Below are 18,234 nucleotides of genomic sequence, written 5' to 3'. Positions count from 1 at the left end.
TGACAGGGTCGGTGCCGCGCAGGGGCAGAAAATCAGAGCGCTTCCCGCTTTGCCTTCGCCTGGGCTTTGGCGCGGTCAAACTCTGCCTTGCGCCGAGCGATCTCCTGCGGGCTCAGCTTGTTCGGGTTTGCGTAATCCTCTCGCCAGGTGTCAGGCCCGGGCCAGACCAGCGGTGAGCGCAGCGTTGTCCTTGGCGCGGTTGCCTTTTCCAGCAGATCAAGCGCCAGTGCCAATGTGCGATCCTGCGCGGCCGGATCCCCTGGCAATCCCGCCCCATTGCCTAAAGGAAAATCACTGAACAGAAAACGCGCCACACCTGCGCGTTCGACAATATCCAACGCACAGCCCATGATGACAGTCGCAATCCCTGCAGCTTCAACCGCGCGCGCGGCCAGAGCGCAGGATTGATGACAGACCGGACAGTTCGGTACGAAAATCGCGACATCCACGCCCGCCGCAGTCAGACGTGCTACCAGATCGGGGCAATCCACCTCCAGAGTATGCCGCTGCGACCGGTTCGTAGGGACTCCAAAAACCAAAGGGGCTGGCTTCACCCGCCCGGCACGCGCCAATGCGGCCAGAGGAAGATAGCTGCCCGGATCTTCTGCCGTCGTATGATCCCGGTCAATGGCCACATGCGAGATGCGCAGATCAGGTGCAGGAGCCGACGGCACTGCATAGACCTCATAGAACTTAGCTGCTGCATTATAGGGCGCACCCGGCCCCTGATCGCCCTTTTCAGGCTGAAACGGTGCAGCGGTTGTCACCACCGCCACCACGGCCTCATCCAGATCAGGGCAGGGCGCAAAGGGCACATCGTCATGCTGCGCCCACTCATAAGGAGGGCCATACCCCAGCGCGCTGTAATAGGCCCGCGTGCGCTCGATATAGCGGATCGGCTCAGCCATCTGGTGTTTCGACCGGCCCGCCTGCCTTGACCCAATCGCTGAAACCATCGCGCAGATGCGCCGCCTCGAACCCCATGTCATTCAGCGCGGCTGTCGCCAGCGCCGACCGCCAACCCGAGGCGCAGTGGAGGACATATCGCTTTCCGGCCTGCCCGAACACGTCGCGGTAATAGGGGCTGGAGGGATCCACCCAGAACTCGAGCATGCCGCGCGGCGCATGGACCGAGCCGGGGATGAACCCTTTGGCTCTCTCGCGGATATCGCGAATGTCGACGATCACCGTATCGGGATCATCCACGGCGTTGATCAGATCAGCGGTGCTGATCTCGGCGATCCGGGCGCGCGCGGCGGCAACCAGTTCAGCCGCTGTCGTGTGTAAATCTGTCATGGCTCACCTCATTTTGCGCTCTTGCTGGCGGCAAACTGCCCCTCGAGTCAAGCCGCGCCTTGATCCTCTGCCCGCGTATCGGCATAGTTGACCTTCTCTCTGGCACAGAAAGACGGGCCAAAACCGGGCATATTGCCCGGCTTTTCATGACGCACCGTTACAGGAGTTTCCTACCATGACACAGAGACCGACCACCCCCGATGCCGTGGCTGTGGACTGGGCCGCAATGAAAGGCGATCTTGCGCCCGTGGTGGTCATTGACGAGGCTGTGCTGGTCAAGAAACGCTCTCGTGACTTCTTCTGGTACTCGCCGATACTGAATGCCCGGCTCAAGGCATCCTTCGGAGATCTGGTGGCGCAACCAGTCAGTAAAGATGAACTGGCCCACTGTCTTGCCGTTGCCTTCAAACACAATGCGCCGGTTGTTCTGCGTGGTGGAGGGACAGGGAATTACGGGCAATCCGTCCCGCTCCATGGCGGGCTGATCATCGAGACGCTGGGGCTCAAGCGCATCCTGGAGATCGGACCGGACTTTGTGCGTGCAGAAGCCGGCGCGCTCATGGCCGATGTGAACGCCGCGCTCAAGGAACACGGGCGCGAAATGGCGATGTTTCCCTCGACACAGGACATCGCCACCATCGGAGGCTTTGTCGCCGGAGGCTCGGCAGGCATAGGATCGGTGGCCAATGGTCCGCTCCGTCAGGAAGGCAACATTCGGGAGATCCGCGCCCTATCGGTCGAGGCCACCCCGCAGGAGCACATCTTCAAAGGTGATGATGTGCTGCGTATCCACCATGCATGGGGATTGAACGGAGTGATAACCGAAGTCACCCTGCGCACGGTTCCCAGTCGCGACTGGATCAGCTGCATGGCCACATTCGACAGCTATTCGCTTGCGTATCGCGCAGGCTTTGCCCTTGCCAATCGCCATGATATCGACCGCAAACTGGTCAGCGTCGTGGATGCCCGCATCGCGGCTTATTTCCCGCGTCTGGAAAACCATGTCCCAGCCGGGCGTGACCTCTTGGTCAGCCTTGTCCCGCGCGAGCAACTGGATGCCTTTCGCGATCTTGTCACAGCGCATCAGGGGTGTGTTGCCCTGACCATGGACGATCCTGCACGACAGGCGGCAGGAATTCCGCATGTGTTCGAATTCGGCTGGAACCACACCACGCTGCAGGTGCTGAAATCAGATCGCAGCGCCACCTATCAGCAATATGGCGTCAACGATCCCTCGGATGCTGATGGGATCGACGACCTACACGCCAAACTGGGCGAGCGCGCATGGATGCACCATGAGTTTTCCCGGTATGACGGAGCCGTGACGGCCTCGGATCTGCCGATTATCTGGACACAGGATGAGAGCGCCCTGCGCGCCATCGACGCGATCTATGCGACCAACGGCTGTACCGTTTATGATGCGCATACCTATCAGGTCGAAGGCGGTGGCATGAAACCGGATTTTCGCCACCTTGCGGTCAAGAAACGGATGGATCCCAAAGGGTTGCTCAACCCCGGCAAATCCCGCGCTTGGGCCGAGGTCAGCCATCTCACGCCCGATGAAATCGAAGCGTTGGCAGGCTGAGCTGCCATGCCAGCGCCAGTCCTTCACATCGATGGATCCCGACAGGGCGGGGATCACGCTGGGCGATGTTGCGCCAAGCTCCTGAAAGCATGCAGAGCTTGCACCTGAGTCTGCGCTGAATGAGAGTGCGCTGAATCAATCAAGGCCCCCAGATGCGCACCACTCCGCAAACGCCCGAACAGCTCACGCCCCTGTTTCTTTCGCAGATCCTGGCGCATGACGTCGTCGCGCGCACAATCCAGAGGATCGGGCAGGATGAAGGCTTTACCGGCGGTAGTCTGTTTCGCATCACACCGACCTATCGACGTGCAACACAGGATGCGCCGCGCTCGATTGTCGCGAAATTCTCGCCTGCCGACCCCGAGATGCGCCGGAGATTCGCCACTGCCAATCACCGCGAAGTCGCGTTTTATGCGGATCTCTCAGCCGGAAAGGCGCTGCCGGTGCCTGTCTGCTTTTTTGCCAGCTTCGACCCCGCCACACAGGCGAGCCTGCTGATCCTTCAGGATCTTGGCGATTTGAGGTCTGTCAGCTTTCTGGCCGGTTGCAGCGCCGCCGACGCGATGCATGTAGCGCAGGCCATGGCGCGCATCCATGCGACATTCTGGAATCACCCCATCCTGTCCTCGCTGAACGGCGCGGCAATCCTTCATGAGTTCAGCTTTCGTGACGCCTGGCGCGCCTATCCCGAAAAGGTCGCCGCCCTGCTGCCGAATATGCAGATCCCGGACTCTTTCCTTGCTCTGGGTCAGTTCATTTCCCAGCACGAAGAGGCGGTCTTTGATCATCTCATGGAGCAGCCCCCGCTCACCCTTGCGCATCGCGATCTTCAGGTGGACAACATCATGTTCTCAATGGCGGAAGGGGACGAAGCATCCGTCATTCTGGACTGGCAGATCGTGGGCAAGGGACGCGGAGTATCCGATCTGGCATATTTTCTGATCAGCTCGCTTGAGCCCGACACACGCCGCACCAGCGAGGGGTTGATCCTTGAAACCTATCACGGAAGCCTGTTGAGAAATGGCGTCGCTGACTATGATTTCGCAGCCTGCAAAAGGGATTACCGGACCGCCGTGATCACCAAGATCTTTGTAACGGTCGGAGCCACCGTCTTTATGGACAATGCCAGCCCGCACAAAACCGCCTGGCGGGCCACCGACCTCAGACGCCTGCTGGCGTTTTGTCAGGATCACGATCTGAGCGAGGCTTCGTTTGATTTCAAACCTCTGTGAGAGCCTTGGCGGTACGAGCCGCGCTCACCACGATGCGGTATGTCCCCGGTGCCTGCCGTTTCGGCACGCCTGCACGCAGGCTCCGGTTCAACCATAAACACGACTGGTCGGAGTGAGAGGATTCGAACCTCCGGCCCCTGCCTCCCGAAGACAGTGCTCTACCAGGCTGAGCTACACTCCGATCGTGGCGCGTGGATTAGCGCCGCTGCGTGTCTATTGCAAGCGCTCTGCTCACAAACTTGCATCCAGCGCGGCCAGGATCGCATCGCCCATCTCGACGGTGGATACCGGGGTCGCGCCTTCTTCACCCAGCAGATCCGCCGTGCGCAAACCGTTTGCCAGCACGGTTTCAACCGCGCGCTCCAGCCGGTCCGCTTCGTCACCTGCGTCAAAGGAATAGCGCAGCGCCATGGCGAAACTCAGGATGCAGGCAATCGGATTGGCCTTGCCCTGACCCGCGATGTCGGGGGCCGAGCCGTGTACCGGCTCATAAAGCGCCTTTGGACGGCCATTCGCCATCGGAGCGCCCAGGGACGCCGAGGGCAGCATGCCCAACGAGCCCGTCAGCATCGCCGCAAGGTCGCTGAGCAGATCGCCGAACAGGTTATCCGTCACGATCACGTCGAACTGCTTGGGCCAGCGTGTCAACTGCATCGCGCCTGCATCGGCATACATGTGGCTCAATTCGACCTCGGGGTAATCTGCACCCACGCGCGTAACCACTTCACGCCACAGGATGCCGCTTTCCATCACATTGGCCTTTTCCATCGAACACAGCTTCTTGCCGCGCCGCATGGCCAGTTCAAAGGCCGACCGTGCAACCCGGTCAATCTCGCTCTCGGTATAGCGTTGGGTGTTGATACCCACACGCTCATTGCCTTCCTCGATGATTCCGCGTGGCTCGCCAAAGTAGATGCCCGAGGTCAGCTCGCGCACGATCATGATATCCAGACCGGCGACGACCTCTTTCTTGAGCGACGAGAAATCCGACAATGCGTCGAAACATTGTGCCGGGCGCAGGTTGGCATAGAGGTCCATCTCCTTGCGCAGGCGCAGCAACCCGCGCTCGGGTTTCACCGAGAAATCCAGAACATCGTATTTCGGCCCGCCAACCGCGCCCAGAAGCACCGCGTCGACTTCCTGGGCACGGGCCATCGTGTCGTCATGCAACGGCGTGCCATGGACATCATAGGCCGCCCCGCCCACCAGATCTTCGCTGACATCAAAGGGCATGTCGCGCTTTTCACCATACCAGTCGATGATGCGGCGGACCTCGGCCATGACCTCGGGGCCGATCCCGTCACCGGGCAGAATGAGAAGCGATGGGTTGGACATGAGAATTCTCCTTGGAATGGGTCGCAAGCGGCCTATCCCGGCACGCGGGAAGCGTCAATATGGCGGATGCTTTGACCACCAAATCCTGCTTGCGATCAAACCCCGCGAAGCGGTGCCTTCAGTCGACGCGCCTTCAGGCAGGTCTGGATTTTCTGCGTTCTACCAAAGCTCGGGCTTGTTCAATGCGGGCACACACCGGGATGGTCCGATCAACGGCGTTTCATCCTTGCCTGAAAGCGACTGTCCCAGCCAACCTTCCGGGAAAGTCAGATCAAGGGGTGCCTGGGCAAATTCTTCGGTGATCTGATGGAAGCCTGCTTTGGAATAATAGTTCGGATCGCCATAGGTCACGACGAAATCGACCCCATTTTGGCGCAGGTCCTCCAGCCCCCTTGCGATCAGCTTTTGGCCGACACCTTGTTTCTGATACTCGGTTTTAACGGCAGCAGGAGACAGGATGAAAACGGATCGCCCATCCTGCTCGAATGTCAGACGAGAGAAGAAAACACACCCCAGAAGGATGTGACCGTCATATGCCGACCAGACGAACATGTCTTGGCTTGGCGTTGTTGCCATCAGATCATGAACAAATTCACCGATCAACTTGCCCTCATCAACACCTTCGGACGCCGAAAAAGTTGCCCTGAAAAGGTCTACGATCGCTTGTTCCCGCGTTGTATGGCCTGAGCGGAACTCCATGTCGGTTCTCCGATTCAATGACGGTTCGGGCCGGACGATATCATCGACATCAAGGGTGCCGAAACCGTTGCATATTGTGACAGTCTCTTTCGGGGAAATCTGTACTCAGGACCGGCATCGACGGCAAGAGTGAGACCTTTACCTGCAATCGTCTAAGGCACAACCACGACATCCACCCACACCAGACGGTGCCGGCTTGCCGTAAGGGCCGCCTCATGTCCGGCCTCTCCCGGTGCAGGCCAGAACACCCCGGCATCCGTGATACTGAGGTCGGCAGACGGCAGGACATAATCGACACGCAAACGCCCTACGCCCTCCCACTCGACCGTGTCCAGTTCATTGGGCCCGGCATGGCCTTCGTCCGGGGCGGTTGCCGCTCCGGAGCTTGTGGGGCCGGGATCCTGCAGGCGTGAATCGGAAAGCAGGTCCCGGATCGCCTCGTGCCGACCGTCGCTGTCGAACGGGTCAAGGGTGGCCGCACCCGCGATGACAAAGGGAGTGGCGGGCACTGGACCAACGCGGCCATCCAGAAGGTGTCGCCACAACCTGATTTCGTCGGCGTTGCGTCGTCCGTTGCGGTCTTCAGGACCGTCAAACACCGGTGGCGCGGCGTGGAATGTCAGGAGGGTCAGGCGCTGCGTTTCACCAATTCGAACGGGCACGACCCAGTGGCCGCTTGAGGACAGACGCTGCTGTGCTGCTGCTTGGACAGAAGGAAAGGGTGTGCCGTCTTCCAGCATCGGGCGCTGGGTCTCGGGCAGCTCGGCCCAAAGCAGCGTGGTAAAGTCAAGAACACCATCCTGATCAACCGGATAACGCGACAGGAGCGCCATGGCACCTTGCCCATAGAACCGCCCAAATCCCTGTGCATCCGCCGCCTCACCGGCACGTCCATCGCCGTCCAGATCCAGCCCGGTCTGCAATCCGCGATTTGTCGGTAGCGCCAGAGCGTAAGGATAAGACAGCCCGGCCTCGCCTAACCGGGAGTTGAGCGCGTTCAGGGTTTCCAGCCCAAAGTCATAGTCCAGACCCTGCACCGCCAGAATGTCGGGGCGCACTCGGCCAAGCACTTCGATGATCGCAGAGATCTGCGGGTCATCTGCGCGGCGGATATCGCGCAGAGCAAGGCCTGGGCCTTCCCGGACGAGTTCCATGTTGAAACTGGCCACGCGGACCGTCTCAGCAAAAGCGACACTCGCAGGAAAGACCGCGCAGGTCAGAGCACAGATCGCACCCGCGATCCGGCTCATGCGGTCTGGATGCCCTCGGCCTCGGCCACGGCATATGCACGGCGGCGTTTTTCCTCAATCAGGGCGGCAATGCGGGCAAGGGCGATACCGCGCATGATCATGCTGGCGGGCAGGAATGCCCATGCGCAGACCGTCCAGATCAGTACAACGGGATCACTCAGCGAAATCGGGTCGATCAACTCTGACGCCAGTTTCGCGACTGCGGGGATGATGAAGGGCAACAGCACGCCAAGGATCACGTTGAACCGCGCATCGCTATAGAGCCGGTCCACCACATCTCCGCCCGTCGTCGGATCAAACAAGGGCATGTTCGTCCAGACGTTGAAGGCCCCGTTTCGCGTGGGCCAGCCCTTTACGCGGATGGTCAGGATGAATGTGATGATCGCAACCAGCGAGATCAGATAGGCCACTCCAGCAGACATGCGCACGCCATCGGTCAGGGCCATGGGCGCATCCGGCGGCATCATCAGAACAAGTAGGCGCACAGGAGAATAGGGGAAATCCAGAGAGTGCCCGATCGACGTTCCGATCTGGGACATCCAGAGTGTGGTTTGCGTGGGATCGGTGGCGTTCTTTGCCAGCAGCGTCAGGCAGACAACGGTTGATGAAAGGGCCAGAAAACGCAGTCGGTTCAGCGGCGGCGCGTCGCGGAACTCCAGGATCGAAGGGAAGACGGTCGTGTATTCGGAAAAAATGAAAATCGCAGCGATCAGAGTGACAAAGATCACAAATTCAGGCGCACCCGTTCCCGAGCCGGATAACAATAGCGACGGTGTCACTACCGTGGCTGCCACCAGGGCCGCACGCATCAATGCTCCGGTGATTCTTGAAATCACACTCCGCTCCTCTTCAAACTGGACAGACCCGGTACTTTGCCGCGCCCTTTCCCATTTTGATGCCGCGCTATAGCGGCTTGCCTCAATTTCGACACATTTGTGCCGTGTTTCGAATAACTGCTCAACTGCCCATACATCAGGCTCTGAAATTAGGGCAGGTTTATGGAGAAACTGGTGCGTCTTTGCATCAAAATTGGCAGAACGGTGGGAGGGAAACCGTTCAAACACAACATCTTGTGGGGTGATGTTGTCAGGGGGCTACGCGCCCTCAGGGTAATGTTAACACTTGTGGCCGGGCCCCAAAGCGCCATGCGCTGCGGGACCCACAAAGCCGATCGGCCTCAGACCCACGGGCGCTGCTGAGCGATCTGGGATTCGAAAGTGCCGATCGAGTCGGCTTTCTCCATTGTCAGGCCAATATCGTCCAGACCGTTCAGCAGACAGTGCTTCTTGAAGCTGTCCAGTTCGAACGAAAAGGTTTCGCCGTCCGATGTGGTCACTGTCTGTGCCTCAAGGTCGACGCTGATACGGGCATTGGCCCCTTTCTGAGCGTCCTTCATCAGAACATCGACAACCTCTTTGGGAAGGGCAATGGGCAGGATGCCGTTCTTGAAACAGTTGTTGTAAAAGATATCGGCAAAAGACGGTGCAATGACGCAGCGGATACCAAAATCCTTGATCGCCCAAGGCGCATGTTCACGCGATGATCCGCAGCCAAAGTTGTCTCCGGCAACCAGAATTTCCGCCTGACGATACTGCGGCTGGTTCAGAACGAACTCGGGCCTTTCGTTGCCCTCCTGATCATAGCGCATCTCGTCAAAGAGGTTCACGCCAAGGCCAGAGCGCTTGATCGTCTTGAGGAACTGTTTGGGAATGATCATGTCGGTGTCGATATTGACCATTGGCATAGGTGCGGCAATGCCGGTGAGGGTGGTGAATTTGTCCATCAGTCGATGTCCTTGATCAGAGTAACGGGTCGACCCCGCCTTTATTTTGCAACCGGGGCCTTGCGCAGGAACAAGCCCAGAATGATCAGGCCCCAACCATTAAACAGCAATTCGATGCCCAGCATGATGCCCAGGATCGAAACCGAAGCCGTGTCGAAATTGACCCAGATGTAGGCCGCAAGCAGAACTGATACCGCGCCAGAGATCAGCATTGGCCAAAAGTAAGTTGTGCTGCGCATCCGCCAGGAAAAGACAAGCCGGACAATGCCGCTTGCCATCAGCAGGAACATGACCATCAGCGCCAGCGAGATCGTCCCTTCCAGAGGATGGGCCACAAAGGACCACCCAAGGAAGAGCATCACCAGACCCATTGCAATGCCGAATACCTTTTGGGCAAGGCCCTCGCCAGAGATGCCACCGGCAACCTGCAGGCCGCCCATCACCAGAAACAGAATTCCGGTGAGTGTGGTAACCGCCAGGGAGGCGACAACAGGTGCCCCCAGAACAAAGACGCCGAATGCGACCGAAAGGCCACCGAGGACAACGAATTTCAGCCAGTCTTTCATGTCACGCTCTCCTTTTTGCCGTCCCAGACTATAGCCGGGTTACATCAGTTCGCGCACATCGGTCAAACGTCCGGTCACGGCCGCGGCGGCCGCCATTGCCGGTGACATCAGATGTGTGCGCCCACCGCGGCCCTGGCGGCCTTCGAAGTTGCGGTTTGACGTGGCCGCGCAGCGCTCGCCCGGTTCAAGCTGGTCCGGGTTCATCGCCAGACACATCGAACACCCTGCAAGGCGCCATTCAAATCCGGCGTCCTTGAAGATATCGGCCAGACCTTCTTCTTCGGCCTGAAGACGGACGAGTCCCGAACCGGGTACCACCATGGCGCGGATGCCATCCTTGATCTTCTTGCCTTTGAGGATTTCGGCCGCCGCGCGCAAATCCTCGATCCGGCCATTGGTGCAGGATCCGATAAAGACCGTATCGATCTCGATCTCGCTCAGTGGAGTGCCGGGTTTGAGGCCCATATAGTCAAGCGAGCGTTGCGCCGCGTTGACCTTGCCGCCTTCAAAGCTGTCAGCCGATGGCACGACTCCGGTGATGGGCAGTACGTCCTCGGGCGAGGTGCCCCAGGTGACAACCGGTGCGATGTCTTCGCCTTTGATTGTGATGACTTTGTCCCAATGGGCATCATCGTCGGAATAAAGCGTCTTCCACCATGCCAGAGCCGCTTCCCATTGCGCACCCTTGGGGGCGTGGGGGCGACCTTTGACATATTCATATGTGGTTTCGTCCGGGGCGATGAGGCCAGCGCGCGCGCCTCCTTCGATGGCCATGTTGCACACGGTCATGCGGCCTTCCATGGACAGATCCCGGATTGCTTCTCCACAGTATTCGATCACATAGCCGGTGCCGCCCGCGGTTCCGGTTTCACCGATGACAGACAGGGTGATGTCCTTGGCCGTTACACCCGGGCGCAGTTTGCCGGTGATCTCGACCTTCATGTTCTTGGACTTTTTCTGGATCAGCGTTTGCGTGGCCAGAACGTGTTCCACTTCCGAGGTGCCGATACCATGAGCCAAGGCACCAAATGCACCGTGGGTGGCTGTATGGCTGTCGCCGCAGACCACGGTCATGCCCGGCAGGGTCCAGCCTTGTTCGGGGCCAACGATATGCACGATGCCCTGACGGATGTCAGACACCGGGTAATAATGCATCAGGCCGAAATCAGCGGCGTTCTTTTCCAGCGCCTCGACCTGAATGCGGCTTTCCTCGTTTTCGATGCCGTTCAAACGGTCGGGCGTTGTCGGCACGTTGTGATCGGGCACCGCGATCGTGCGCTCGGGCGAGCGAACCTGGCGGCCGGTCATGCGAAGACCTTCAAAAGCCTGCGGCGAGGTCACCTCGTGGACCAGGTGGCGGTCAATATAAAGAAGGCAGGTACCATCGTCGGCTTCGTGCGCGACATGGGCATCCCAGATTTTGTCATAGAGTGTCTTGGGGGACATGGGTCTCTCCCTGTTTGTGAAGCTGCAAGAAGGGTCGGGCAGATAGATGAGCGCCCTATAGGCGCGCTATCACGGTATGGCTGGCGCCGAAAAAGCGTTCGCGCAGTCGTGCGCGGTCATCCATATCAAAAACACGTTTCATCATTTCGCGCTTAAGGCTTTGTGCGAGTCGAGGCAAGGGGTGGGCGCGCCGCGCCCTGCCACGCATCCTGGTTAAAAAAATCTGTTTGGGCAGTGATCCAACCCCGTAGGTGTAGCGTAAATCTATCATGGAACACTCCGCAGCGCCCCTTTTGGTCCTCATGATCTTGTCCATCGTCCTTCTGGCGCTGGGTGTGCACGCCGTTTCGGCGGGTGATCCCTTTTATGGGTCAAATCTTGATCTGCCCGTGACCGTACCTGTCTTTCAGCGCTGACGCCTCGCTTTCTTGAGTTGTTTGATCTGCCGATTGCGGGCAGTTTGACCACCAGAGGGTGGTATGGACCAGCAGGAAAATTTTGAACCGCAAAGCCTGAGCGAGATAGGCTTGTCCGTTTGGAACGATGTGTCGTTCGCGGTCGAAAGTCTGATCACACCAGGTTGGCGGCAGAACCAGTTTCTGATCGTTCTTGCGCTGCTGGCGGCTGCCTGGGTCATGCGCTATCTCACCGATCCCCATATCGAGACCTGGGCGCGCTCACGCGAGGGCTGGGCCAAATGGCACCTTCGGATTCTGGTACAGCTGCGTCGGCGCAGCACACTGCTTTTCTTTACTGCTTTTTCCTGGGTGACCTACCTGACCATGCAGGAACTGACCTGGCCCTCGCGCAGCTATTTCGTAGGGCTGGCAGCGACCCTTTCCACCGCTTGGTTGTTCATTGCCTTTGCGGTGACGCTGGTCTCCAATCCGTTCCTGCGCCGTGTGCTGAAATGGTTCGTCTGGATCTACGCGACGCTCTATTACCTCGGACTGCTGGACGAGTTCTCATCTTTTCTGGACAGTATTGCACTGACCGTGGGATCCTTGCGGATTTCTGCGAGTATGGTCCTGCTTGGGTTGGTCCTGATCGCCGCATTGATGACCGCAGCGCGGCTTGTATCGCAGATGCTGGCCAGCATGATCCGACGCAATCAGGATCTGTCGCCCTCTATTCAGGTGCTGGCGGTCAAGGCGGTCCAGGTGATTGTCTATGGTGCGGCGGTCATCTTCACCGTGCAGGCCATCGGATTTGATCTCACCGGGCTGGCGGTGCTTTCCGGTGCAATTGGGGTTGGCATCGGCTTTGGCCTCCAGAAGGTGGTCTCCAACCTGGTCTCGGGCGTGATCATCTTGCTGGACAGATCGATCAAGCCCGGAGACGTGATTTCGATCGGTGACACGTTTGGCTGGATCGAGACTTTGGGCGGGCGCTATGCCAGCGTGGTGACGCGTGATGGGACCGAATATCTGATCCCGAACGAAGATCTGATTACCGGGCAGGTGGTGAACTGGTCTCATTCGAATGATTTCGTTCGGCTCGATGTGCATTTTGGCACCTCCTATCAGGATGATCCTCACGCGGTGCGTCGCCTTGCCGTTCAGGCCGCGCAAGGCGTGGAGCGGGTGCTGGCACCGCCGCATGCCCCGGTGTGTCACATCGTCGGTTTCGGCGATAGCAGTGTGGACTATATCCTGCGGTTCTGGATCCGTGATCCGACACAGGGTCTGACCAATATTCGCGGCAACTTCTATCTGGCATTGTGGGATGCGTTTCAGGAGCACGGGATTTCCATTCCCTTCCCGCAACGCGAAGTGCGGATGCTCACGGATGCTCCTACGCCGGGGCTGGAACCGGATTAGTTTCCTGTCCTGGACTGAACGGCCGCTGTTGTTGGCCGTGTCTCGGACATTTTCTTGAACTGGTGCCTGTGTTCTGTTTCAGCTTCTTCGATGGCGCGGCGACTACCTGCAAGGGTGACCGTCCAGCGCGACTCCCCTTGCGACAATTCCCAGCTGCGCGCGGATTTGTAGAGAGCCACGTCCACCGACGTGATCGAAAACGAATAGGCATAGCTCGTATCGCTCACTTGCGAGACATCCAGCTCGGATTCTTCAAGAACCCGCACGAAACGCTGACCATTGGGCGCAATCAGCGTCGAGGACAATGTCGGCATCGCTGTCAATGTGGGCAGCACAACGGACACGACACCGTTGCCCTCCGGTAACCCCAGATAGAGCATTGCGAAAATCTGATCGCTTTGGATGACACCTGCGCCATGCAGACCATCAACCCGTTCTGTATGCAGAACGCTGTCCGCGTCGATATAATGCCAACTGTCGATGGGCTGTGACTGCGCCTTTTCAGAGCCAAGAAACAGCCCGCCAATTGCCAGTGTTAGACCCAAGACCACCCAGCGTGGCATGGCGACATCCTCCGGGAAGATCATTCCAGACGAGAAAACTTAAAGGTCGGTGTCGCTTTAGGCAACAAAACTGCCCGATTGGCGACGTTGTGGAAACTGTACAAGCTGTTTGATTGAAATGTCGTCTCAGGCTTGCTAGTTTAATGTCGTGGACTGCGCGGGATGATCCCGATGCGCATCAAAGGAGGACATTGTTCTGTCGATCCATGCAGAGGCGGCACAGGCCGCTGATGACGGGGCCGCACATACGGGTGCAGGCTTCAATGAGACCACCAGCGAAGAGCTGTTGGCCGCAATTGTTACTCAACTCGCAAGCGACAAGGCCGAGGATATCGTTGAGATAGATCTTCGAGGAAAGACGGCTATTGGCGACTACATGGTCATTTGCTCGGGTCGCTCGACACGGCAGGTGGCGGCGCTGGCCGAGAAACTCGTCGAAAAGCTCAAGTCTGACTTTGGCCGTTTGTCGCGTGTCGAAGGCAAGGACACTGGCGATTGGGTGCTTATTGATACAGGCGACGTGATCGTACACATCTTTCGCCCCGAAGTGCGCGAGTTCTATCAGCTTGAGAAGATGTGGGTGCCTGCGGCGGCTCAGGCCAATTAAGCAGGTCCTGCTCCCGTCCCTGAACGGGAGAGGAATGATATGCGGATTCATATCTGTGCGGTCGGGCGGTTACGCTCTGGGCCGGAAAAAACCCTGATAGACGATTATGCGACGCGGTTTGACCGGACGGGCCGGGGGCTGGGGCTTGGGCCACTGACCCTGACCGAGGTCGAAGATCGCAAGGGTGGCGGCATGTCAGCCGAGGCAGGTCTGTTGCGCGCGGCTGTGCCCAAAGGCGCGGTGTTGTGCGCGCTTGATGAACGCGGGGCCGTCATGACGTCACCGGATTTTGCAGCGGTCCTTGCCAAATGGCGCGACGCCGGCCGGTCCGATCTGGCCTTTGTGATTGGCGGGGCGGACGGGATTGCACCCGCACTTCGCGCCGAGGCTGATCACAGCCTGAGCTTTGGCAAGATGGTCTGGCCGCATATGATGGCCCGCGTGATGCTGAGCGAGCAGCTCTATCGCGCCGCCTCGATCCTTGCCGGAAGCCCCTATCACCGGGAATAACGACAGGCGTTCGGGGCACCGGTACTTTGCACAATCTGCGACATGGGCATTCAGACGTGATCCTGCGCGTCCATCCCGGCAGCCGCCGAAGGCTTCAGGGGAGGGTGACAGATGTCTTCGTGCTCCAGCCATCCACTGAACAGCGCGCCTCGATCTGCACCTGTCTTGTGCCGTCCGGGATCGCAACGCCAGACAAAGAGCGGGTAAAGGGCTGTTCTTCGACATGCGGGTGAAAAAGCACACGCAGTCCCAGTTCATTGCCCTGCATATCCAGCACGCGCCAGCCATCGGCATAGTGATCCCAGCCGGTATCCGGGTGGCTGATCGTGACATCGAAACGCCATGTCGTGCCCGTTTGCGTGGCGATGACCTTGTCTATCGCCGGTGGATCGGCAAGGGCGGGGCTGGCGAACAGGAGGGGGATCAGCAGATGTTTCATTCCCCGATCCTAGGGCAGATACGAGCTGCGACCATTTCACGTTCCTGTGCATGGGCGAATCTGCTTGCTACATCCATACATTGGTCATATCTTTTTACCAAAACGCGCTCTGAAGGGAGATGCTCATGGAAATGCCCATCCCGAACCCCGCGATTCTTGCGCGCAAATCCCGTGTGGTTGAACGGCTTGAGGCCGTGTTGCCCAAGGGCGCTGTGATCCATGAAGAGTCCGAGACGCGCGCTTATGAATGCGATGCGCTGACCGCGTACAAATGCGCGCCGATGGTTGCAGTGCTGCCGACGACGACGCAGGAAGTATCGGACGTCTTGCGCATCTGCCATCAGGAGGGCGTGCCGGTCGTCCCGCGCGGGTCGGGAACATCGCTGGCCGGTGGGGCTTTGCCCACGGCAGATTGTGTCATTCTGGGCGTGGCGCGGATGAACGACGTTCTTGAGACGGATTACGAGAACCGCATCATCCGGGTGCAGACGGGCCGTACCAATCTGAGCGTGACCGGTGCCGTGGAGGAACAGGACTTCTTTTACGCCCCCGATCCTTCCAGTCAGTTGGCCTGTGCGATTGCAGGCAACATTGCGATGAATTCCGGTGGCGCGCATTGCCTCAAATACGGTGTGACCACGAACAACCTCTTGGGTGTCACCATGGTGATGATGGATGGAACCATCGTCGAGGTCGGTGGCGCACATCTGGATGCGAGCGGCCTGGACCTCTTGGGACTGATCTGCGGCAGCGAAGGGCAGTTGGGTGTCGTGACAGAGGCGACGCTGCGGATATTGCGCAAGCCCGAGGGCGCGCGCCCCGTGCTCATGGGCTATGACGACAATGAAACCGCTGGCGCGGTGGTGTCGGACATCATCAAGGCCGGCGTGTTACCTGTCGCCATCGAATTCATGGATCGCCCCTGCATCGAAGCCTGCGAAGCCTTTGCCAAGGCGGGCTATCCGATGTGCGAAGCGTTGTTGATCGTCGAGGTCGAAGGTTCGGATGCCGAGATTGACATGCAGCTTGGCCTGATCAAGCAGATCGCCTCCAAGCATAATCCGGTGGAACTGCGCGAGGCACAGGACGCCGAAGAAGCCGGGCGTATCTGGTTGGGTCGCAAAAGCGCCTTTGGCGCTATGGGGCAGATCAACGACTATATGTGTCTGGATGGTACGATTCCCGTGTCGTCCTTGCCTTATGTGCTGCGTCGAATTGGCGAGATGTCCAAGGAGTTCGGGCTGGATGTCGCCAATGTCTTCCATGCCGGAGATGGCAATATGCATCCGTTGATCCTGTTTGATGCCAACAAGCCCGGCGATCTGGAAACCTGCGAAGCCTTTGGGGCCGAGATCCTGAAACTCTGTGTCGAGGCCGGCGGCTGTCTGACAGGCGAACATGGCGTAGGTATCGAAAAGCGCGATTTGATGTTGGTGCAATACACCGCCGCAGATCTCGAAGCGCAGATGGCGGTGAAGGATGTGTTCGATCCAAGCTGGCTGTTGAACCCGGCTAAAGTGTTCCCGCTGCAAAGCTCTGACGCGCGGCGCATGCAGGCCATGGCCGCCGAATAGCGCCACCATATGGCGCGCCTTTTCTTCGGAGAAAGACAGTAAGTTGAAAATCATGAGACCCGAGAGCGAGGCCGAACTGGCCGATATGGTGGCCACAGCGTCCGCGCCCCTCGCCGTTCAGGGTGGCGGCACGCGCGGCATGACGCCCGATGGCCAGTTGCTGACGACCTCCGGTCTGAATGGCATTACCCTTTATGAACCGGGTGCGCTGACCCTTGTGGCGCAGGCGGGCACGCCTGTTGCCGAGATCGAAGCAACTTTGGCGGCTGAAAACCAGCGACTGGCCTTTGAGCCGATGGATCATCGTGGTCTTCTTGGCACCACGGGAGAGCCGACGATCGGCGGCGTTGTCGCGGCCAATGTCTCGGGTCCACGCCGGATTCAATGCGGTGCCTGCCGGGATTTCGCGCTGGGCGTGCGCTATGTCGATGGCGCCGGGCAGATCATCAAGAATGGTGGCCGGGTGATGAAGAATGTCACCGGCTATGATCTGGTAAAACTGCAGTGCGGCGCGCGCGGGACATTGGGCGTTCTGAGCGAGGTCTCTCTGAAGGTATTGCCGCAACCCGAGACCGAAACCACAGTTGTGGTCTCTGGCGCGAATGATGTGCAGGCCGTTCGTGCGCTGTCGGTGGCGCTGGGGTCTCCGTTCGATGTGACAGGTGCGGCGCATTTGCCCAAACAGGGTCAGACTCTGGTCCGCGTGGAAGGCTTCGAGGCCTCCGTCGCCTATCGCGTGAGTGAATTGACCAAACTTCTGTCCGGCTTCGGAGAGATCTCCCTCAAGACCGGTCGCGAGGTGTCAGCTACCCTCTGGGTCGAGGTGCGCGACGCTGTGCCTTTCCACGGGGTTGATGGGGATGTCTGGCGCGTGTCGGTCAAGCCCTCGGATGCGCCTGAACTGGTTGCACGGATCGGGCCAACGGACGCGATCTATGATTGGGGCGGGGGGCTGGTCTGGCTGCTGCTTCCGGCGGGATCTGATCTGCGGGCAAGACTGGGTGACCTGTCCGGCCATGCCACCATCGTGCGAGCGGATGATGAAACCCGCGATGCGCTGGGCATGTTCCACCCGGAACCCGCGCCCTTGGCGGCGATAGGTGCAGGTTTGCGCGCGCGATTTGATCCGCGCGGCATGCTGAATGCTGGATTGATGAACACAGCATGATGGAGAGAATTATGTGGATGGAAGCACTCCCCGTGGCTGTGATCTCTGCCAGTGTCTTTGGCGGGCTGGCGCTCATGTCTGATCGCCCCCGTGGAGCGCTGATTGCGCAGTGCATCATGGCGCTGGCGGGTGGTCTTGTGTTTCTTGCGATCTTGCGCGACGCGCCCCTTTTCGGCATCACGCCACTCAGTCTGGCGGCGATTGCCACAGGCCTGATTTCGGCGTCGATCGCAGGGATGTTCTATCACCTCTATCTTGGACGGTTCGAGCGCGTCTGGGCGGCGCGCGGTGTTTTCACGATACTTTACCTGGTGCTTTCGGCGCTGTTGGGTGTCTTGTTTCTAGCTCTCCTGTGATGGTG

At 59.1% G+C, this 18,234-nt stretch carries 19 protein-coding genes and 1 tRNA gene; 8 read left to right on the top strand and 12 right to left on the bottom strand.

Features of this window, described 5'->3' with window-relative positions; translation table 11 throughout:
• Positions 1-32 precede the first annotated feature (32 nt).
• Together WAO69_RS16690 and WAO69_RS16685 are read right to left on the bottom strand one after the other, a co-directional pair.
• Entirely contained in the window at positions 33-908 is an 876-nt protein-coding gene (locus WAO69_RS16690; protein WP_422181205.1) for a glycine reductase, read from the bottom strand.
• Positions 901-1,296 carry a rhodanese-like domain-containing protein gene (locus WAO69_RS16685; protein ID WP_422181203.1) on the bottom strand — a complete coding sequence of 132 codons (396 nt, stop codon included), beginning with the start codon at positions 1,294-1,296 and terminating at the stop codon, positions 901-903. Before WAO69_RS16685 ends, WAO69_RS16690 begins: the two co-directional genes overlap by 8 nt.
• Positions 1,297-1,471: 175 nt before the next feature.
• Between WAO69_RS16685 and WAO69_RS16680 the strand changes: the two genes are divergently transcribed.
• Complete coding sequence (locus WAO69_RS16680; RefSeq protein ID WP_422181201.1) at positions 1,472-2,881, top strand: FAD-binding oxidoreductase; 1,410 nt, start codon at positions 1,472-1,474, stop codon at positions 2,879-2,881.
• A gap of 152 nt (positions 2,882-3,033) precedes the next feature.
• A complete protein-coding gene (locus WAO69_RS16675; protein ID WP_422181199.1) occupies positions 3,034-4,113 on the top strand; it encodes a phosphotransferase in 1,080 nt (359 codons plus the stop codon).
• A gap of 104 nt (positions 4,114-4,217) precedes the next feature.
• Here WAO69_RS16675 and WAO69_RS16670 read toward each other — a convergent pair.
• The 8 genes from WAO69_RS16670 to leuC form a co-directional block, all read right to left on the bottom strand.
• Positions 4,218-4,294, bottom strand: a tRNA-Pro gene (locus WAO69_RS16670).
• A gap of 50 nt (positions 4,295-4,344) precedes the next feature.
• The gene (gene leuB / locus WAO69_RS16665) at positions 4,345-5,448 is read right to left on the bottom strand and encodes a 3-isopropylmalate dehydrogenase (protein WP_422181197.1); all 1,104 of its coding nucleotides are present in this window, start codon (positions 5,446-5,448) and stop codon (positions 4,345-4,347) included.
• A 159-nt stretch (positions 5,449-5,607) separates the two neighbouring features.
• Entirely contained in the window at positions 5,608-6,147 is a 540-nt protein-coding gene (locus tag WAO69_RS16660) for a GNAT family N-acetyltransferase (RefSeq protein ID WP_422181195.1), read from the bottom strand.
• A 152-nt stretch (positions 6,148-6,299) separates the two neighbouring features.
• On the bottom strand, positions 6,300-7,397 hold the full coding sequence (locus WAO69_RS16655; RefSeq protein WP_422181193.1) for an endonuclease/exonuclease/phosphatase family protein: 1,098 nt from the start codon (positions 7,395-7,397) through the stop codon (positions 6,300-6,302).
• A complete protein-coding gene (locus WAO69_RS16650) occupies positions 7,394-8,233 on the bottom strand; it encodes a hypothetical protein (RefSeq protein ID WP_422181191.1) in 840 nt (279 codons plus the stop codon). Before WAO69_RS16650 ends, WAO69_RS16655 begins: the two co-directional genes overlap by 4 nt.
• Before the next feature lie 341 nt (positions 8,234-8,574).
• Positions 8,575-9,180 (bottom strand): 3-isopropylmalate dehydratase small subunit, encoded by a 606-nt coding sequence (gene leuD, locus WAO69_RS16645; protein WP_422181189.1) that lies wholly within the window; start codon positions 9,178-9,180, stop codon positions 8,575-8,577.
• A gap of 41 nt (positions 9,181-9,221) precedes the next feature.
• Complete coding sequence (locus tag WAO69_RS16640) at positions 9,222-9,746, bottom strand: HdeD family acid-resistance protein (protein ID WP_422181187.1); 525 nt, start codon at positions 9,744-9,746, stop codon at positions 9,222-9,224.
• A 39-nt stretch (positions 9,747-9,785) separates the two neighbouring features.
• Positions 9,786-11,192 (bottom strand): 3-isopropylmalate dehydratase large subunit, encoded by a 1,407-nt coding sequence (gene leuC / locus WAO69_RS16635; protein ID WP_422181185.1) that lies wholly within the window; start codon positions 11,190-11,192, stop codon positions 9,786-9,788.
• 479 nt (positions 11,193-11,671) lie between these two features.
• On the opposite strand from leuC, the gene WAO69_RS16630 reads away from it, so the two are divergent.
• Positions 11,672-13,012 (top strand): mechanosensitive ion channel family protein, encoded by a 1,341-nt coding sequence (locus WAO69_RS16630; protein WP_422181183.1) that lies wholly within the window; start codon positions 11,672-11,674, stop codon positions 13,010-13,012.
• On the opposite strand, the gene WAO69_RS16625 is transcribed toward WAO69_RS16630, so the two are convergent.
• Positions 13,009-13,575, bottom strand: coding sequence for a hypothetical protein (locus tag WAO69_RS16625; protein WP_422181181.1), 567 nt, complete (start codon positions 13,573-13,575; stop codon positions 13,009-13,011). The two genes, WAO69_RS16630 and WAO69_RS16625, sit on opposite strands and share 4 nt — an antisense overlap.
• Positions 13,576-13,765: 190 nt before the next feature.
• On the opposite strand from WAO69_RS16625, the gene rsfS reads away from it, so the two are divergent.
• Positions 13,766-14,182: a ribosome silencing factor gene (rsfS, locus tag WAO69_RS16620; RefSeq protein WP_422181321.1), complete on the top strand. Its 417-nt coding sequence runs from the start codon at positions 13,766-13,768 to the stop codon at positions 14,180-14,182.
• Positions 14,183-14,221: 39 nt separating this feature from the next.
• On the top strand, positions 14,222-14,692 hold the full coding sequence (gene rlmH / locus WAO69_RS16615; protein ID WP_422181179.1) for a 23S rRNA (pseudouridine(1915)-N(3))-methyltransferase RlmH: 471 nt from the start codon (positions 14,222-14,224) through the stop codon (positions 14,690-14,692).
• A 94-nt stretch (positions 14,693-14,786) separates the two neighbouring features.
• Here the strand turns inward: rlmH and WAO69_RS16610 are convergent, their stop codons facing one another.
• Complete coding sequence (locus WAO69_RS16610) at positions 14,787-15,131, bottom strand: hypothetical protein (protein ID WP_422181177.1); 345 nt, start codon at positions 15,129-15,131, stop codon at positions 14,787-14,789.
• Between the two features lie 125 nt (positions 15,132-15,256).
• On the opposite strand from WAO69_RS16610, the gene WAO69_RS16605 reads away from it, so the two are divergent.
• The 3 genes from WAO69_RS16605 to WAO69_RS16595 are packed head-to-tail and all read left to right on the top strand — an operon-like array spanning position 15,257 to position 18,229.
• The gene (locus WAO69_RS16605) at positions 15,257-16,705 is read left to right on the top strand and encodes an FAD-linked oxidase C-terminal domain-containing protein (protein WP_422181175.1); all 1,449 of its coding nucleotides are present in this window, start codon (positions 15,257-15,259) and stop codon (positions 16,703-16,705) included.
• Between the two features lie 52 nt (positions 16,706-16,757).
• Complete coding sequence (locus WAO69_RS16600) at positions 16,758-17,873, top strand: FAD-binding protein (protein WP_422181174.1); 1,116 nt, start codon at positions 16,758-16,760, stop codon at positions 17,871-17,873.
• On the top strand, positions 17,870-18,229 hold the full coding sequence (locus tag WAO69_RS16595) for a hypothetical protein (protein ID WP_422181172.1): 360 nt from the start codon (positions 17,870-17,872) through the stop codon (positions 18,227-18,229). The genes WAO69_RS16600 and WAO69_RS16595 overlap by 4 nt, the downstream gene beginning before the upstream one ends.
• Positions 18,230-18,234 lie beyond the last annotated feature (5 nt).

Origin of the sequence: Aestuariivita sp. (genome assembly GCF_049276915.1) — a bacterium.
Taxonomy (GTDB): domain Bacteria; phylum Pseudomonadota; class Alphaproteobacteria; order Rhodobacterales; family Rhodobacteraceae; genus Aestuariivita.
The sequence above is the reverse complement of the archived record's forward strand: the minus strand, read 5'-3'. Positions and strand labels throughout refer to the sequence as shown.

What these genes read in the sequence shown, in the direction of transcription:
- WAO69_RS16690 (WP_422181205.1), bottom strand. Translation starts at nt 908, where the DNA reads ATGGCTGAGCCGATCCGCTATATCGAGCGCACGCGGGCCTATTACAGC.
- WAO69_RS16685 (WP_422181203.1), bottom strand. Translation starts at nt 1,296, where the DNA reads ATGACAGATTTACACACGACAGCGGCTGAACTGGTTGCCGCCGCGCGC.
- WAO69_RS16680 (WP_422181201.1), top strand. Translation starts at nt 1,472, where the DNA reads ATGACACAGAGACCGACCACCCCCGATGCCGTGGCTGTGGACTGGGCC.
- WAO69_RS16675 (WP_422181199.1), top strand. Translation starts at nt 3,034, where the DNA reads ATGCGCACCACTCCGCAAACGCCCGAACAGCTCACGCCCCTGTTTCTT.
- leuB (WP_422181197.1), bottom strand. Translation starts at nt 5,448, where the DNA reads ATGTCCAACCCATCGCTTCTCATTCTGCCCGGTGACGGGATCGGCCCC.
- WAO69_RS16660 (WP_422181195.1), bottom strand. Translation starts at nt 6,147, where the DNA reads ATGGAGTTCCGCTCAGGCCATACAACGCGGGAACAAGCGATCGTAGAC.
- WAO69_RS16655 (WP_422181193.1), bottom strand. Translation starts at nt 7,397, where the DNA reads ATGAGCCGGATCGCGGGTGCGATCTGTGCTCTGACCTGCGCGGTCTTT.
- leuD (WP_422181189.1), bottom strand. Translation starts at nt 9,180, where the DNA reads ATGGACAAATTCACCACCCTCACCGGCATTGCCGCACCTATGCCAATG.
- WAO69_RS16640 (WP_422181187.1), bottom strand. Translation starts at nt 9,746, where the DNA reads ATGAAAGACTGGCTGAAATTCGTTGTCCTCGGTGGCCTTTCGGTCGCA.
- leuC (WP_422181185.1), bottom strand. Translation starts at nt 11,192, where the DNA reads ATGTCCCCCAAGACACTCTATGACAAAATCTGGGATGCCCATGTCGCG.
- WAO69_RS16630 (WP_422181183.1), top strand. Translation starts at nt 11,672, where the DNA reads ATGGACCAGCAGGAAAATTTTGAACCGCAAAGCCTGAGCGAGATAGGC.
- WAO69_RS16625 (WP_422181181.1), bottom strand. Translation starts at nt 13,575, where the DNA reads ATGCCACGCTGGGTGGTCTTGGGTCTAACACTGGCAATTGGCGGGCTG.
- rlmH (WP_422181179.1), top strand. Translation starts at nt 14,222, where the DNA reads ATGCGGATTCATATCTGTGCGGTCGGGCGGTTACGCTCTGGGCCGGAA.
- WAO69_RS16610 (WP_422181177.1), bottom strand. Translation starts at nt 15,131, where the DNA reads ATGAAACATCTGCTGATCCCCCTCCTGTTCGCCAGCCCCGCCCTTGCC.
- WAO69_RS16605 (WP_422181175.1), top strand. Translation starts at nt 15,257, where the DNA reads ATGGAAATGCCCATCCCGAACCCCGCGATTCTTGCGCGCAAATCCCGT.
- WAO69_RS16600 (WP_422181174.1), top strand. Translation starts at nt 16,758, where the DNA reads ATGAGACCCGAGAGCGAGGCCGAACTGGCCGATATGGTGGCCACAGCG.
- WAO69_RS16595 (WP_422181172.1), top strand. Translation starts at nt 17,870, where the DNA reads ATGATGGAGAGAATTATGTGGATGGAAGCACTCCCCGTGGCTGTGATC.